Below are 16,146 nucleotides of genomic sequence, written 5' to 3' on the forward strand. Positions count from 1 at the left end.
TCCATTCCTTATTGGGACAAGTCTAAAAAAACCGACTTATCCACTAATTTAAATTTATCCGCTAGGGTACCGGGCTCATTGATTGCGTTATCTATCGCCTGTTGTAATAAATAGTGCGAGGCTAAGTCGCCGTACCGGAGCGACATTAGGGTAAATAGCGACTTATCACGGCTATCTGTTAATCCCTGGCGGCTAGCCGCAAGATAGGCATTCGCCACCTTCATTAGGGTATTTTCATCCGTGTCTTTCCCTACTTGCTGGCAATAACGCTGCCAAGATAAGTAGAATTGAAACAGATGCCGGGCATTTTTTTGATATAGCTGCGCTGGTTCAGATAGAAACAACTCGATCCCCGTGGGCAGCGATTCAACCGGTTTCAGCAGCTTTAGCTGCCCCTGCATATCCAGATAGCAGTAACTATCACTAAAATTTAAAATTGATGGTAACCATAATGCACTTATCTGATTTGACTCATGCAAAAGTTGGAAACGAAACGGTTCATAAATCGGTAAAAAGGGCAATTGACAACGCTGCCCCACAAAGGCACCGACTTGCACCAAGAGCTCAGCCACGACTTCCGCAGGTTGTTCACTGACAAACCAACTGCAAATATAGCGTTTAGTCCGCAGTAACTCTAGCGTCGCTTGCATCACACTGTAGTGAATAATCTTTTCATCCAATGCACGATGGGGCCTGGCGATAGTCAGCAGTTGTGGGCAGGCTTCGGGTGAATGAGATAACTCTGGACGCAGTACTGTGGTGATCGCATTACTGCCTAATAGCGCTGTCATGTTATCAAGATGAATAAAATCAAGTTCACTAATCGATGCTAAATTATCAATGAGTAGATAACGGTATTTTTTACGATTTACCGCATTATCTAGCTCTGTGAGTAGCTGTTGTTGTAATGAATTTTCCACATGCCTATCCCTTTTATTCTTAGTTGTTATACTAAACAAGTTATTTTTATAGCTTAGCTTTTTTGATTAAATAATGCAACGTGTTGATTATAAAAGAGTCCATTGAAATACTGCCCATAAAACGATTAACAATTCATAATAAAATATTAGGAATAATTGAAATAGTGTGAATATTCAAACGGAATAGAAAATGGTCAATAATTTAAATTTTATATATAACTATTTAAAATAACAAAGTTTAAAACGGGATAGCCTTTGCTAATTTATAGCAAACCATATAAAAAGATATTAACTTTTAGTATTTTTCTAGCGGAGTCATAATTAAATAATCTACCGCAATAAGACTAATTTAAAACTAATCATTACAACGATAATAATTATTCAAACAAGATCTCAATTGTTCTTGATCTGTTACTATATACTCAAGCGTTGTGGTAATTGATGAATGCCCTAAAAGTTCCTTAACTAAAGTCACATTTCTATCAGGACTTTTCATCAAATTCGTCGCTAATGTATGCCTAAAACGATGAGGCGTGACTCGAACCCCGCACGCTACTGATAACCGCTGAAAAAAAGCACTAATTCTGTCAAAATTCATTTCTTTGTAATTGCCACATTTATTGTTTTTGAAATGATAAATATTAAATAATTGCATTGTTGGTTTTCGGTTTAATCTGAGTAGTTGCTGTTTTAAGCGAATAAGTTCATTAAAAACATCATCAATGACAGGAATTTCTCTTTCGTAAAAGTTTTTTGAACCTTCTTCCCTAAGAAATAAGGTTTTGTTAGCCTCATTAATATCTCTAATTTGAATATGCAATAATTGATTACGTCGAATCCCGGTGTATTGTAAAACTTTGATCAAGGTTAGCCAAAATTGACAGGGGTAAAAAAAATCTTTTATTGATTCATTATTACTTTTATTTTCTAAAAAATTGATGCATATATCGAGGTCTGATGATGTGATTATTTTCTTTTCTTTCTTACCGGGTTTGATCAACATTTGATTAAATGGATTTGTTTTATGAACAACAATTTTTTGTTCAATAGCAAATGCCATTAATGCTTTAAAGTGACGGCAATAACTATTCCAAGTGACTTTTTTACATTGTCTTTCATTTAAAAAAAAGATCTGAATAAAGTTACCTTTTGGGTTGTTATTGTGTTGATATCATCAAAATCATCCCCAAAAAAACGACTAAATATTTCTACGTAACGTTTATAATTTTTAACACTTTCTGGTCTTAATACTTTAATAGAAGTGTAACGTTGTACAACATCATGCCATGTGGTTATTTGATTAATTTGTTGCCCCATATATATTATCTCCTTATAGCTTTTTATATAGTTCAATATCGTGAATTAATGTTAAATGAGGATTATTGGGCAGGCCATTATCAATCGCAAATAAAGTCCTATTCTCAATCAAGTACCCTTTAATCACTGCATTATTTTTTCGTTTACCAGAAATTAAACATTTCCAAATGTTATAATTTTCCTCACTAAATTTTAAATGTATTTTCATTGCTTGAAATTCAAGTTGGATTTGTCGCCAGTTTTCGTAATCTTCATTTCCATTTAAATGTAAACAGTATTTTTGAAATAATTTTGGAGTAACCAAAAAAACCTTATTTTCAACCGTATGAATACACGCAGTTTGCGTATTGACCGGTAATTTTCGAGAAATAATTTGACTTCGTAACCAGACAAAGAAAGGATGATGATAAACGTTATCCATTTCTAATGAAGTTTGCTGATTTAAAACTTTATCAATACCAGTATTATCAGGCATCATGTTAACAGTATTACTTTCCTCATTATGTATAATGCTATTTATCAATGAAGAATCAGCATCATTATCCTCCGGAGCCATCACTAAATCAGAACATATAACACCAGTGGATGTCATATTTAACTCATCATGACTATTGTCACTAAATAAATTTAATACGGAATCATTTAGTGTTACTTCTTGTTTTGTATGGACATCAATATGGTAATTTTCTAACATTTGATTTGAATTATCATTATGAGATATCGTATTTAGGGTTGTATTATTCGACGTTGTCACAAGTGATTGTGTTTCATCTTGCTTAGACATCTGCTGCTCTGGCTCATTATTAGCCAAAACCGTAATTCTCCCTTTAAACGGTTCAGGTGCTTTAGTCACATTACTGTAAGCCACATTAATGGGAATTCGAATAAGCGTAAGTTTTTCAGCTACCCATCCACTATCCGATTCTACTTTACACGTCCAAATTGTTTTATCCTCATTATTTGCCAGTGCAATCCCCTGCTCTTTTAAAATATTGAATATTTTGGCATTATCTGTTGGTGCTTCAGTAATACCATTTTGAAGTAAATTGGCTTTCATTTTATCTGTAAACGTTTTACTGACAACCCATAGATCAGAACCATCAAACCAACCGTCACACGCTTTAGATCCGTTTAAGGTCAATTCATTCTCAACTAAATAACGAATTGAGATTATCATCTTACTCATGAGTGATTGCACTGGTTTAGCAAGTGCTTTCGTTGGGTCGCCACCGAGATTATTTGATACTGATGACATATCAGCTTTTTGAATAATTTCGGAAAGTACTCCAGCTTTTTCATGATGTCCAGAACAAAGATTTAGGAATAAAGGGAATAAATCTGGGAACGTTGACAACCAGGTTAAACCTTCCTCGGGAATAATCCGCTGAATCATCACCGCAGCAGCGCTGGGATGAAGGGAATAATCACGTTTTTGACGATAGCTAAAGCGATACGGTAACTGAATATTTTCGGCCCAAGGATACCAGGTTCGACCATTATTCATTTGTACCTCAATATCGACCACCACTTTACCAATATCATGCAGTAATGCACCATACATCACGGCTGCGCTCCAGGCTTCAGTTTGTTTGGGAATATCTTCAGGATTTCCACCAATGGGTAAAAGATAAGGTTGTCTTAGTTTTAAAGCATAATTTATGACTTCTAGACCATGATCTATCATCCCTCCTAAGTAAGAATGATGATGTGATTCGGATGCCGGCAGTAATTGAACAATCTCAACATACTGATAGATAGCTTTCATATACAATCGTTCAAATCGGTTTCTGTCCATTGAAACCCGTTGCCAAATGAGTGAGAGTAACTTTTGGCGTAAAGGTGAATCAAGGAGCTTAGTTGCGAAATAGGGATTATGCCATCCCTCAATTTTTACAGAGGGTTGTTTATTTATAGAATTCGTCTTTTTAAAAAAATGAAACATGCTAAACCCAATTTTGTATCAAAATGATGAAAGTGGGGTAAACCCCACTTTAATTTTTAGAATTGATATCCGACACCAACCGCTAAACCAAAATCGCCATTAGTTGTGGCGCTTCCATTTAATTTTGTGATCCATTTGCCATTTTCTGAAATTTTAGATGCACCAATCGCTATAGCTGATTCACCTTTAAATGTAGCAATTCCTGCACCAACCATACCAGAGCCTGCCATATAAGGCTGTGGAATACTAGCCATAGCCATCGCACCTGCAATACCGCCACGGGCTTCATCCCTGTTATCTTTCATTTCCTGATACATAGATTTGAATTTAAAATCGACATCTTGACCTAGTTTATTTAATTGATTAAGGTTTACCGCATCCGTACCTTGCGTTCCTGCTGAAACATTGGTGATTTGACGTTCAGAACCAACACTACCAACACTAACCGAGTTATCTCGATCTGCAATCGAATTATTACCTAATGCAACCGCGTTATTACCTGTTGCTGTTGAGCTAGAACCCACAGCTAATGAACTTGAACCCGTCGCACTGGCTTTTACCATTTTTTCAGATTCATTCATTTGAATTAAACCACTTCCTACGCCATTTGTTTTCATATTATTAATTTCATTACCCAAATTAGTAATATTATTGGTGTTTTGTGTTACTCGATTATCAATATTGGCAACATCTGTTTTAATATTTGCAATATCAGTGGTATTTTTACTGATATTAGTTTCATTGGTCGTTACACGATTGTCCAAGTTAGCAATATCGGTGGTGTTTTTACTGATATTGGTTTCATTGGTAGTAACTCGATTATCAATATTGGCAACATCTGTTTTAATATTTGCAATATCAGTGGTATTTTTACTGATATTAGTTTCGTTAGTGGTAACTCGATTATCAAGATTAGCAATATCGGAGGTGTTTTTATCTACCTTATCCCCTAATTCATTCAATTGATTAAGGTTTACCGCATCAGTGCCCTGGGTCCCGGCAGCCACATTCGTAATTTGTCGCTCATTATCTTTAGCTCCAACACTAACGCTGTTATCTCGATCTGCAATCGAATTATTACCTAATGCAACCGCGTTATTACCTGTTGTTGTTGAACCAGAACCGACAGCTAACGAATTTGAACCTGTCGCACTGGCTTTTACCATTTTTTCAGATTCATTCATTTGAATTAAACCACTTCCTACGCCATTTGTTTTCATATTATTAATTTCATTACCCAAATTAGTAATATTATTGGTGTTTTGTGTTACTCGATTATCCAAGTTTGTAATATCGGTGCTATTTTTACTGATATTAGTTTCATTGGTCGTTACACGATTGTCCAAGTTAGCAATATCGGTGGTGTTTTTACTGATATTAGTCTCATTGGTCGTTACACGATTGTCCAAATTAGCTATATCGGTGGTGTTTTTACTGATATTAGTCTCATTGGTCGTTACACGATTGTCCAAGTTAGCAATATCGGTGGTGTTTTTACTGATATTAGTCTCATTGGTCGTTACACGATTGTCCAAATTAGCTATATCGGTGGTGTTTTTACTGATATTAGTCTCATTGGTCGTTACACGATTGTCCAAATTAGCTATATCGGTGGTGTTTTTACTGATATTGGTTTCATTGGTCGTTACACGATTGTCCAAATTAGCTATATCAGTGGTGTTTTTACTGATATTAGTCTCATTGGTCGTTACACGATTGTCTAAATTCGCAATATCAGTGGTGTTTTTATCTACCTTATCCCCTAATTCATTCAATTGATTTAAATTAACGGCATCAGTGCCCTGGGTCCCGGCAGCCACATTCGTAATTTGTCGCTCATTATCTTTAGCTCCAACACTAACGCTGTTATCTCGGTCTGCGACCGAATTATTACCTAATGCAACCGAGTTATTACCTGTTGCATTTGAATGACTGCCAAAAGCATTAGAATTTTCACCTTTTGCATTCGATTGATTCCCCACAGCAATTGAATCTTTCATAACTGAATTTGATTCAGCACCGATAGCAATTGACCCACCAGCGTTAGCGTTAGATTGATTACCAATTGCAACACCATTACCATTTGCATTTACCGAATTACCAATACCAACAGCGTAGCCCCCTCCAATAGTGTTATTATTCCCTATGCTAATAGAAAAACCTCCATTGCTTTCAGTATTATTACCGATAGCGATAGAATCTTTCCCATCGGCAATAGCCGTAGTTCCTAAACTAATTTCCTCACTAACCCCATAAAAACTAATAGACATTAACACAATGCTTGAAATTAAGGTTTTGTTGAGTTTATTCATTTTTTCCTCTTTTTTTATCTGCTTGAAAAAACCAACACAGTAGATAACGGAGTTTTTCTTAACTTCTGTTGGCCATTTAAATGAGCAGTCACAATAAATTGCTGAAATGAAATAAACTATAAACAAATGAATATTGAAAATTTAAAAAAAATAATTGAATCTCTTTTACTAATTAGTATACTAATCGTGTTTCCGTTACTTTCAGTAACAAACAGCCCGAGGCGATGGTTATTAATCCTCACACGTTGCAAGTAACATTGGACGTGCCTTGTTTAAGGTGACCACATCCTTTAATCAACAAACTCACTGCTTTCGCAGGTTGGTGACATCAATTTGATGTTGAGTTCTTATAAACTTACCGTTTACTCACCCATAGGGGGATTTTATCCCTATCGGGCATAAATTCTCCTTTTTTATTGCCATATCAAGGAGAACACTATGAAATCATTTAAATTTATTCCATCTCAATATGAAAAAGGTGTTTCATTGAGAGAGGATATTTATAACAATCAATTCTCGATAATATTTAGTCAACAGCTAGGTGTACATGCTGTAGAGAAAAATATAAAAAGAAAATTCAAATCTATTAATGATGCCATAATATTTATTGAAAAATTTATTAATAGAAAAGAGAGCAACAATTCAAAATTCAAAGCTAAGATAGTTTCGATCATTGATAGACACCAACAAAAGGTTATTACTGGCGAAGTTAATCATTTTAATAAATTTATTGGCTGGTTTTGTCCTGTATCAAATCACGAACTAAATCGTTTACTAGATGATCAGTCTAGTTTGTATGAACAAGCTAACTATGAGTATTTTTATGATGATAGCCGATACGCTGGTGATTCTCTCACCGAACAAGGTAATAGACTAAATAATTTTATAAGTAGTCATCTTTATAAAAATTGCTCAGAACTCACAACGTTAAAATTTAAATTTTATTACCCTAATATTCTGGTGTAATAAAAATTCATTACCCCATAGGGAATATTTTCCCGTGTGGTGAAAATATTCTCTTTTTTTGATTAAGGAGAGTATTAATGAAACATAATTTATCAGTCAGATTGACTTTAAAGGGATATAAAAAAGATATAGAACAGGTTTTAGGGTATATCCAATCAACTGATATTTTTAACCCCTTTTATGTACGTTCAATAGCAAGATCAAATTTATTAAGTACTTCAGAAGTATATATAAATTATATTACACACGATGATGTTGCTAACAAAATATCAAATGATGTTTGCAACATATTAGGAAGCCTCTTTGAAATTAATATAAAGAGCCACTACTTTGAACAATACCTTGATGAATATGATTGCATTGTCCCTATAGGCGATAGCTATAGTGTAAATAAAGCAAAAAAATATTTCAGTCAGGTTAATTCTATTGAAGCTTCAATAAGTCAATATTTTAAACCTTTTTTAAAGAGACATTTTATTTTAATTAAGTAAACCTTAATTATATCCACACATCAACCTCATAGGGAGAATACTCCTATTGGGGGATTCTCCTTTTTGTTATCAAGGAGAACTTTAATGCTTACTAAAACAAATAGTATTTATTCTAACCCAATAATAAATCAAGCAATTGAACTGCTTGAAGACAATCTAAAACATAAAGACTTGTTTAGCAGTCAATCTGTTGCATATGACTTTTTACGTTTAAAAATGGAAAACTATCAACAAGAACATTTTGCTGTTATGTATCTTGATAACCAAAGTCAGTTAATTGAATACAAAGAATTATTTATAGGTACTGTTAATGCTGTATCTGTTTATACAAGAGACGTTATTCGTCATGCTTTGTTGCTTAACTCTGTAGGTCTAATTTTGGCTCATAACCATCCTTCTGGTGAACCTTAACCAAGTAACGCTGATCGGAATATAACTAGACAATTGGCTGTAGCAGCTGAGATGTTTGAAATGAAAGTATTAGACCATTTTGTTATTGGCAAAGGTAAATATGTTTCTTTTGCTGAAAGAGGCTGGCTATAAAAAAGATAATGGATTGTACTTTATAATAATTTTAATTACTTATAGTGAAATAAATAAACGTACTCGAAAAAAAGAGCTTATTGTTTCACATGGCGTAAATCCAAAAACAAACCAAACAGTCATATTGCCTAATGTTAGCCCGATTGAATTGGGTGCAAAATATGATGACAAACTTTGTGAATGGATTCTAATTAACTAATCTTGTTATTAACACTTCAAACCCAATGGGAGAACACTCCTATTGGAGTGCTCTCCTTCATTTAATTCATATAGGAGAACACTTATGTTTACAAAAAAAGCAGAACAACCTTATAGTAATGCAACTTTGATTGTTACAGCAGAGCAATTCATTATTTTTAATGATGAAAATCCTGATGCTCGAGAACAATTTATTAAGTTAGTGGAAAATACATCACCACTTGAAATTGAATTACCTGAAGATATTGGTTTCGTTTGGCAGCCATTTGAAAACTGGGACTTTGGTGATTTAATTGACTTAATTGACGAAAGTGCAAAAAGCATTGAAAACTTTGTTGCTGCTACAAATAATTGTTGTTGACTCTTATTACTAAAGCGTAATTTAGTGATCCAAATAATCAGTAATAAAATAATAACGACGCCAATAGACGTAATAATAATCTCAAATAGATTAAACGGGATTGCCATTAAGCATTCTCCAAATTAAAACTCATCACTTGGCTGATCGTGGATTGTTCTAGTGCTAACATGATGAGGCGATCGAGCCCCAACGCAACACCTGAACAGTCTGGCAACCCAGCGTCCATGGCGGATAATAAATATTCATCAATAACTTGAGCCGGTAAACCTTTGGCTAATCTTTTTTGATTATCACGTTCAAAACGCGCTCTTTGTTCTTTGGCACTTGTTAACTCTTTAAAACCATTTGCCAACTCAACACCTTTATAATAAAACTCAAATCACCTTGCTGTGCGGTGATCTTCGCAGTTGATCTCGGCTAATGCAGCTTGAGATGCAGGGAAGTGATAAACGACAGTCGGCTTCTCTTTGCCAATATGTGGTTCAATTCCAAAAGTAAATAGAAATTGTAATAAGGTATCTAGGTCAATATCTTGAGTATCAAAGCCTAGATCTAATTTTTCAACAATATTAATGAGTACTTCCGGACTTGCATCAAGAGGATCAACATCTATATATTTTAAGAAAACATTTTGGTAACTGATATATTCAGCAGGCTCAGTATCTAAAATCTGCTGTAATAGGTCATCAACTTCATTGATCATTTGCATCATATCAAACTGTATTCGATACCACTCAACCATCGTAAACTCAGGATTATGGTACCGACTCACTTCCTCATGATTACGGAAGCATTTACAAATTTGGTAGATAGGTCCACTACCGGCAGCGATAAGCCGTTTCATGTGATATTCCGGGCTGGTGATTAAAGATAACTTTTGCCCTTGTTGTAAATCGATAATACCTGGTTTAGTAAATATCGTTTGAAATGAACTTAGTTGTACATCAGTCACCGCTGCTTGACTTAGGATTGGAGTTTCCACTTCAAGAATACAACGATCAGCAAAAAATGCCCGAACTTGTTTCATGATGTTAGCACGCTTTAACAGTAAATCAATTGAAGGCTGTTGGTTACCAATTCTCAGGGGTTATCATAGATATACTCTTTGCCAATAAAAATGGCTATCTTAGTCATAAAAGGAGTAGTTTAATGAAATAAGAGCAAGAATAAAAGGTAAGATTTAAGACTGATTAAAAATCAATATGTTAATTTAATTGCTAACTGGTATCCTTTTTAATCAAGAATTGTTATTGAATTCAAGATATTAAAAAATAGAAGATAATGAACATCAATAAACCGATATAAGCCAGCCTAGAAGTATTCATTGATTAATAAATATAATTCGGGTACTACAGAAACGTTAGGAAATATAAGGCAAAAATTATTGATTGATAATTATTGTGTCAGTTATACTGTTAAGCGTAAAATTTTTTTAAATAACAATATAAGAAAATGCAAATAGGGAATAAGAATAGTGAAAAACGGATTACGGTGTTCATTTAGTTTTATCATTGGTTTTAGTCTATTTACTGCAATGGCAAGTTATGCCAGTCAAACAGATTTCTTGATATCTTATAATAGTGAATTGTTTGATTTACAGGGTAATGTGATTATGTCCAATGAAACGAGTTACAACAAGATTACCTATACCGATGATTATTGGATTGTTGAATCACAAATAGATATCCCATTTGGTAATGTAAGAGAAGCTAAAGATTTTGCCTCTTCGTTTACTAAAACCGGTAACATACTAAACTTTAAAATAGCAGGAAATCTCACTTATTTAGGCGCAGATCGACTAGCTTATTATTATAAGGATACCAGATTATCGGTTTTGATTGATACCGATGGTAATCTGATTAGTCCAGCAGGTAGCTATTTTAATACAATTGAACCGTTTATTAATGGTGTTGCTAGAGTCACTCAAGGTAATGAGACAAAATACGTGAATTTACAAGGTGAGTTTGTTGATGAACCTGCTATTAATGTGGCTCCGAGTAACCCTCTGATCGATTTAACAGCTTGTAAAGCGATTACGTTAAACTCTCTCTTTTTGTGTCTCAAAGATAAACAATATACATTGGTGAATCTCAATAGCAATACAACAATACCGTTAGAAAATTCCCCGTATTTACCTAATTATTATGGTATTAAAAAACTGTATTCAGATAAATTTTGGCTTAGGAATAATGTGGATGGTTATTCCATTTATCAGTTATATGATTCTGATGGCCATATCCTAAATGAAAATCAATTTATAGATGTAAAGCCTTTTTTTGATCAGTATGGCTGGGTGAAAGCAAAGCAGGATGGTGCTTACCAATTGATAGATACTCAAGGTAAACTCGTTGGTGATCAATATTACTCTATTGATATCAAGCTATTTGGTCGTAATGCTATTACCTATGCCGAAAAAGTTGTTCCTATTGATGAATATGATAACAAGTATTTTCGATCCATCATTGATAGTAATGGTACCGTTCTTTTTTATGAGGACGAGGTGAGCGAGTGGGAGGGTATTGCATGTAGCGAAAATATAAGAGTATTAAAAAATAACCAGCATCAAATTGTCTGGCCGCAAGATATGACAAAAGCATGTATGCTTGCCAATTATACTAATTCTCCGGTTGTGCGTTTTATACCATACGGTGATGAAAAGAAACAAATCGATAATTATCCGGCCATTTCAACCAAGCAAGTATTATCCCTTGCCGATGACATTTTATCGGAACGTGCCAAACAAGTTATTTCCCGAAGAAATGATTTGGATTTTTATGATTCAAGTCAATATATCACCGGCCCAGCAGTGGTATCGATTGGTGATATTGCGCAACTCAACCTCCCTAAAGGCTATATTTACGTGAATACTTATCATCCACGGTCCGCTTGTTCGCAATATATTATGCCGGCTTACACTAATTTGGGCAAAATTTGCCTATCAGTCTATCATTCCGGGCATATTAATTTAGCTGAGCAGAAGACCATTTTTGATCAAGAACAGCAACGTAAAAAAACGAATGAAGTTGAGTTTCGGATCAAACCTGAAATCGATTTAACCACGAATACAATGAAATTTGCTTATTTTTATCACATTTATAACGATGAAGCTGCGGGTTATTATCGGTTAAAAGAACTTAAATTTGATACCCAATGGGATATGATTAAATTCGCCAATGATCATCTGATTTTACTCACTAGCGGTAGTTGGCGTGATGCTCAGTTAGCCTGGCAGCAAATGGACTCGGTCAATTGGGCTGAGTTAATCGAGATAAAACCCCCTTATCAATATGATCAAAAAACCAATTATGCTTGTAGCTCGTTACCATTACAAGACTCGACATTATCTCGTGCAAATTACGATTTTCTCAGTGAAAATACCTGTTTTCCACTACCATTAACGTCTTTTTTAGATAATAAGCAATACGTTAGCCATGATTTAAAATGGATATTTGCTACTCTAAATAAAGGCCAATTATATACTTATTCTTACGATCTTAAATAAGATGATAATCATGAAAAATTTATTAAAATGTTTTCGTTATAGCTTAGTAATGACTTCACTATTGATCGTCAGCGGTTGTGGTGAAAAACAACCCGAAGTCAATTGGCAGCAAGAAATTCAAAAGCGGTTTGATATCCTTAATCAAATGGCGGGCGGGGTGGAATGCATTGCTTTAAAGGGGATTGAAGATTTTCCTTATCGTGAGAGGGTTGAATATATTTCTGACTATGCTCGCTCAACCTTCGAAAGCCTCATTAATATTGATCTATTGAGTAATAAATTGGAAGATGAGCCTAATCCATATAATAAAGTGACAACCATCAAAGTATCTCAATATGATCTAACTGATTTAGGTCGGCAATATTTTAAAAAATGGTCGCAATTGGGCTACTCTGGTTTCTGTTTTGGTAAGATTACGGTCACTGATATTGTATCGGTGAGTCGAAGCCAACTACAAGAATACGTCATTAATTACAATTATACTGTTGAGCATGTGCCTAACGGTATTGAGGCATTACTCACGTCTAACTCCTCTTACATTAAACCAGAGGTAAAAAACAGAAGCATAACTTTCAGCTTTGATGATAATGAGCGTTTATACAGTCGATTAGGTAGCTCGTTAATTGTGCATAAACCGCTCGGTGATGATGAGTAATGAAAAAATTAACTCTTTTATTATGGTTTGCTATTGCTCCGGCGTTTGGTGATATTAGTCAAGATGTTTGGTGGAAAGCTCATAAACAAAATAACAGTGTTGCGCAGTATATTGTCGCCGAGGCTTATCACCCTAATCTGGGCAAAGAGGATGGTTGGTATTGTGAAGAGGGCAATTTTTATCTTGATTTACGAGACAAAAGGGGTGAGTGTAAACCAAAATCAGCCGAAAAATATATAGAGTGGCTGACTAAATCAGCCAATAACGGCTATCCAATAGCGCAAACTACCTTAGGTATAGAATTTATGCAAGGTAAATTGACCAGTAAAGATATGACTAAAGCTATTTATTGGTTAGAAAAAGCTGCAGGACCAGTGCCTAAAAACGTTTCATTTTCGGTAGGTGAAGGCACCTTGTGGTTAGCAGATAGTATAGAACTGGGTATTGGTGAGGCGCAATACAATCTAGCGATAATTTATGAAGAGGGTTTAAGTGGTAAGCCAGATTATAATAAAGCAGTTTCTTACTATCAAAAAGCTTGTCAAAGTAAAGATCTGGGTTATACCGGGCTGGCACAATATAAATTAGCAAATTTATATAAAGATAAAATCAAAGATCCACAAAAAGCACTATTTTGGTTAGAACAAACAGCGATTAAAGCCGGCTCTACAGGTATCGATAATAAAGATATTAATACTATCCTTAATGTACCGCTGAAAGTTGTTAACTATTATTTGTCTGGTGGACAAATTGATGGCACGCTAACGGACAATATTGATTATTTACGCGCTGCAGATCGATTATTGCATCTAGTTGATCGCAGCAGTTTGCCTGTGACTGATCGGGTTGAGGCTAATTTTTTATTAGCTTGGCTGTATTTAACCGGTAAAGGGGTTGAACAAGAACCTGCTACCGCAGCCAGCTATTATGTCAAAGGTCTTGAACTACTTTATCAACAAGGTAAACATTCGACGTTTAATTTAATCGGGGATCCATTACAAAATGAGTTACTTAATACCGTGATTACTCCCGCTTTTATCGGTAAAATGGATATTACCCAAGCTTCTCAAGTTATTACACAGATTTTTGAACACTCTTCAACACAAGAACAGCAATTTTTAACTGAATTTATTCGCTTAATCGATGGTATGGACATTAACAGCGATCAAGCAAATGTATTAAAATTACAATTGGTTTTACTGGCAAAACATCATAACTTTGCCATTGGTCACTATATGTTTGCAAAGCTTGGGATGAGACTTTATCGTGATGTTCCTCCTTATAAAGATGAAAACTTTGCCAGCGATATGGAGCAGTCTTATTTCACGGCGTTATCGTTAGATCCTGATAATCCAAACATACTTTATGATATCGCGGTGCTTGATGAGTTTTTGTTGCAGGATGTCAATAAAGCACTACCCTATTATCAAAAGGCCAGTGAATTATCACATAAAGAAGCAACTTATCGTTTGGGGGTGCTTTATTATTTAGGTAAAGGGGTTGATCAAGACTATAAAAAAACCTGGCAACTACTCAATACCTCAGCTAAGTTAGGCTTTCAAGCTGCTTCGAATTTTACCATCAGCATTACTACCAGCCATCCTGATGCTGAGTGGTTAAAAGAGCAATATCTAGCGGCAGATCAATCTTATCGTTCACCTGCGGTGGTGGTGGATGGGGTTGATTGGTTAACATTGAAAATGGAGAAAATTGCCAGTCCTGCATTGAATTATCACTATTTTAAACGGCAGTCTACTAGCGATAAGTTTGATTCTTACTCATATTGTCAAGCGGCTAAAATCTATGCTGATAGTGGTGACCAAGCGACCCAAAAACGCTTTCTTGATTTAGTTAAACGGGGTGAATATTATTGCCGGCCAAGTGATGAACAGTTCAATGCCTGGCTTGCCAATACAGATGATGCGGAATTAGATAAACTTTATCTTACCGCATTATTCTATGACATCACTAACCGTGAGCAACAAAAAAATGTTTTAATGCAAAAGCTGATTAAACAAGATTATGCCAAGGCTTATGTTTATGTTGCTGCTCGGCTAAATCCTAATAAAAAGGAAAACCAAAGTGTGATAAAAACGTATTTTGGCAAGGCTCTTAAACAAGGTAATGTCGATGCTGCTCGATTGTTAATGGACTATTACAGTGAACGTTATTGGAATGATAAAAATACCACTAATGATCCTTATCAATATCAAAAATTCACCTTAATTCGTAATGATTTGGCTGGTTATTATCAAGTTGCACGGCCACATGACTATAAGCAAAAAGAGTACAGCAAATATGTTTACCATCCTCAACTATCGAAAGCTGAGATATTTAAAATATGGCGTGAAGTGGCTCAAATGCATGAGCTAGGTAATGAGTTACCGAAAAACTTAGCGTTAGCTTATGTTTGGTACAGTCTATTAAATGATAATAACCAGCCTGACGTGCAAGATAAAATTGAATCAATCAAAACACAGCTTACAGTGGACCAATTACAACAAGCCGATGAAAGTTTGGCTTGTTATCGTGATGCTTATCGTTTTTATCTGATTAGTTAACCTTTTGAAGTTAAATCATTTGAGACAAAATAATAAAGTTTAAATAGAGGGTAATGTGACAGAATTAATACAGCCAACAGACAAAAAAAGATTGCCTATTTTCAAGTTGGGATTGTTGATAATGTTAATCGTATTGGTTGGAATAATTGGGGTATTCTATTTATATGAAACCAAAACCAAGCAAACCAGCTTAGTGCAAGTAATAACTGAATTTTATGTTGATAAAAACACTAATTATCGTAACTATTTTGGCTGTGTGACTCAGGCGATGAGCGGTAAAACAAAGTACAGCTTTGAATATTCAACGGAAACAGAAGAGAGTAAACAAAAAATTAGAGAGAATTGTATTCCTATATCTGCTATCAAATAGTTTTGCTT

At 34.8% G+C, this 16,146-nt stretch carries 13 protein-coding genes and 2 pseudogenes; 9 read left to right on the forward strand and 6 right to left on the reverse strand.

Going from position 1 to position 16,146, the window contains the following annotated elements:
* Positions 1-8: 8 nt before the first annotated feature.
* The 5 genes from RHO11_04740 to RHO11_04760 all read right to left on the reverse strand — a co-directional run bounded on the left by RHO11_04740 (position 9) and on the right by RHO11_04760 (position 6,491).
* Positions 9-920 (reverse strand): hypothetical protein, encoded by a 912-nt coding sequence (locus tag RHO11_04740; GenBank protein ID WVD62434.1) that lies wholly within the window; start codon positions 918-920, stop codon positions 9-11.
* A 355-nt stretch (positions 921-1,275) separates the two neighbouring features.
* Positions 1,276-1,980, reverse strand: coding sequence for a site-specific integrase (locus tag RHO11_04745; GenBank protein WVD62435.1), 705 nt, complete (start codon positions 1,978-1,980; stop codon positions 1,276-1,278).
* A gap of 59 nt (positions 1,981-2,039) precedes the next feature.
* On the reverse strand, positions 2,040-2,237 hold the full coding sequence (locus tag RHO11_04750) for a hypothetical protein (protein ID WVD62436.1): 198 nt from the start codon (positions 2,235-2,237) through the stop codon (positions 2,040-2,042).
* 13 nt (positions 2,238-2,250) lie between these two features.
* Positions 2,251-4,179: a MobH family relaxase gene (gene mobH, locus RHO11_04755; GenBank protein WVD62437.1), complete on the reverse strand. Its 1,929-nt coding sequence runs from the start codon at positions 4,177-4,179 to the stop codon at positions 2,251-2,253.
* A 56-nt stretch (positions 4,180-4,235) separates the two neighbouring features.
* Positions 4,236-6,491 (reverse strand): YadA family autotransporter adhesin, encoded by a 2,256-nt coding sequence (locus tag RHO11_04760; protein WVD62438.1) that lies wholly within the window; start codon positions 6,489-6,491, stop codon positions 4,236-4,238.
* A gap of 438 nt (positions 6,492-6,929) precedes the next feature.
* On the opposite strand from RHO11_04760, the gene RHO11_04765 reads away from it, so the two are divergent.
* From RHO11_04765 to RHO11_04785, 5 genes and pseudogenes are all read left to right on the forward strand, one after another.
* Positions 6,930-7,457, forward strand: a complete 528-nt coding sequence (locus RHO11_04765; GenBank protein WVD62439.1) for a hypothetical protein — start codon at positions 6,930-6,932, stop codon at positions 7,455-7,457.
* A gap of 77 nt (positions 7,458-7,534) precedes the next feature.
* The gene (locus tag RHO11_04770; GenBank protein WVD62440.1) at positions 7,535-7,948 is read left to right on the forward strand and encodes a hypothetical protein; all 414 of its coding nucleotides are present in this window, start codon (positions 7,535-7,537) and stop codon (positions 7,946-7,948) included.
* 216 nt (positions 7,949-8,164) lie between these two features.
* A pseudogene (radC, locus tag RHO11_04775) lies at positions 8,165-8,491 on the forward strand (DNA repair protein RadC).
* Positions 8,445-8,690: a hypothetical protein gene (locus tag RHO11_04780; GenBank protein ID WVD62915.1), complete on the forward strand. Its 246-nt coding sequence runs from the start codon at positions 8,445-8,447 to the stop codon at positions 8,688-8,690. Before radC ends, RHO11_04780 begins: the two are co-directional and overlap by 47 nt.
* 84 nt (positions 8,691-8,774) lie before the next feature.
* Positions 8,775-9,050: a hypothetical protein gene (locus RHO11_04785; GenBank protein ID WVD62441.1), complete on the forward strand. Its 276-nt coding sequence runs from the start codon at positions 8,775-8,777 to the stop codon at positions 9,048-9,050.
* A gap of 106 nt (positions 9,051-9,156) precedes the next feature.
* On the opposite strand, the pseudogene epmA reads toward RHO11_04785, so the two are convergent.
* Positions 9,157-10,134 (reverse strand): annotated as a pseudogene (epmA, locus tag RHO11_04790) (elongation factor P--(R)-beta-lysine ligase).
* Between the two features lie 390 nt (positions 10,135-10,524).
* On the opposite strand from epmA, the gene RHO11_04795 reads away from it, so the two are divergent.
* From RHO11_04795 to RHO11_04810, 4 genes are read left to right on the forward strand one after another with little or no spacing between them, the layout of a single operon-like run.
* Positions 10,525-12,552, forward strand: coding sequence for a hypothetical protein (locus RHO11_04795; GenBank protein WVD62442.1), 2,028 nt, complete (start codon positions 10,525-10,527; stop codon positions 12,550-12,552).
* Between the two features lie 10 nt (positions 12,553-12,562).
* Positions 12,563-13,207: a hypothetical protein gene (locus RHO11_04800; protein WVD62443.1), complete on the forward strand. Its 645-nt coding sequence runs from the start codon at positions 12,563-12,565 to the stop codon at positions 13,205-13,207.
* Entirely contained in the window at positions 13,207-15,768 is a 2,562-nt protein-coding gene (locus tag RHO11_04805) for a hypothetical protein (GenBank protein WVD62444.1), read from the forward strand. The genes RHO11_04800 and RHO11_04805 overlap by 1 nt, the downstream gene beginning before the upstream one ends.
* Positions 15,769-15,823: 55 nt before the next feature.
* The gene (locus RHO11_04810) at positions 15,824-16,138 is read left to right on the forward strand and encodes a hypothetical protein (GenBank protein WVD62445.1); all 315 of its coding nucleotides are present in this window, start codon (positions 15,824-15,826) and stop codon (positions 16,136-16,138) included.
* Positions 16,139-16,146 lie beyond the last annotated feature (8 nt).

This window comes from Orbaceae bacterium BiB (genome assembly GCA_036251205.1).
Taxonomy (GTDB): domain Bacteria; phylum Pseudomonadota; class Gammaproteobacteria; order Enterobacterales; family Orbaceae; genus Orbus; species Orbus mooreae.

What these genes read in the sequence shown, in the direction of transcription:
- RHO11_04745 (WVD62435.1), bottom strand. Translation starts at nt 1,980, where the DNA reads ATGGCATTTGCTATTGAACAAAAAATTGTTGTTCATAAAACAAATCCA.
- RHO11_04750 (WVD62436.1), bottom strand. Translation starts at nt 2,237, where the DNA reads ATGGGGCAACAAATTAATCAAATAACCACATGGCATGATGTTGTACAA.
- mobH (WVD62437.1), bottom strand. Translation starts at nt 4,179, where the DNA reads ATGTTTCATTTTTTTAAAAAGACGAATTCTATAAATAAACAACCCTCT.
- RHO11_04760 (WVD62438.1), bottom strand. Translation starts at nt 6,491, where the DNA reads ATGAATAAACTCAACAAAACCTTAATTTCAAGCATTGTGTTAATGTCT.
- RHO11_04765 (WVD62439.1), top strand. Translation starts at nt 6,930, where the DNA reads ATGAAATCATTTAAATTTATTCCATCTCAATATGAAAAAGGTGTTTCA.
- RHO11_04770 (WVD62440.1), top strand. Translation starts at nt 7,535, where the DNA reads ATGAAACATAATTTATCAGTCAGATTGACTTTAAAGGGATATAAAAAA.
- RHO11_04785 (WVD62441.1), top strand. Translation starts at nt 8,775, where the DNA reads ATGTTTACAAAAAAAGCAGAACAACCTTATAGTAATGCAACTTTGATT.
- RHO11_04800 (WVD62443.1), top strand. Translation starts at nt 12,563, where the DNA reads ATGAAAAATTTATTAAAATGTTTTCGTTATAGCTTAGTAATGACTTCA.
- RHO11_04805 (WVD62444.1), top strand. Translation starts at nt 13,207, where the DNA reads ATGAAAAAATTAACTCTTTTATTATGGTTTGCTATTGCTCCGGCGTTT.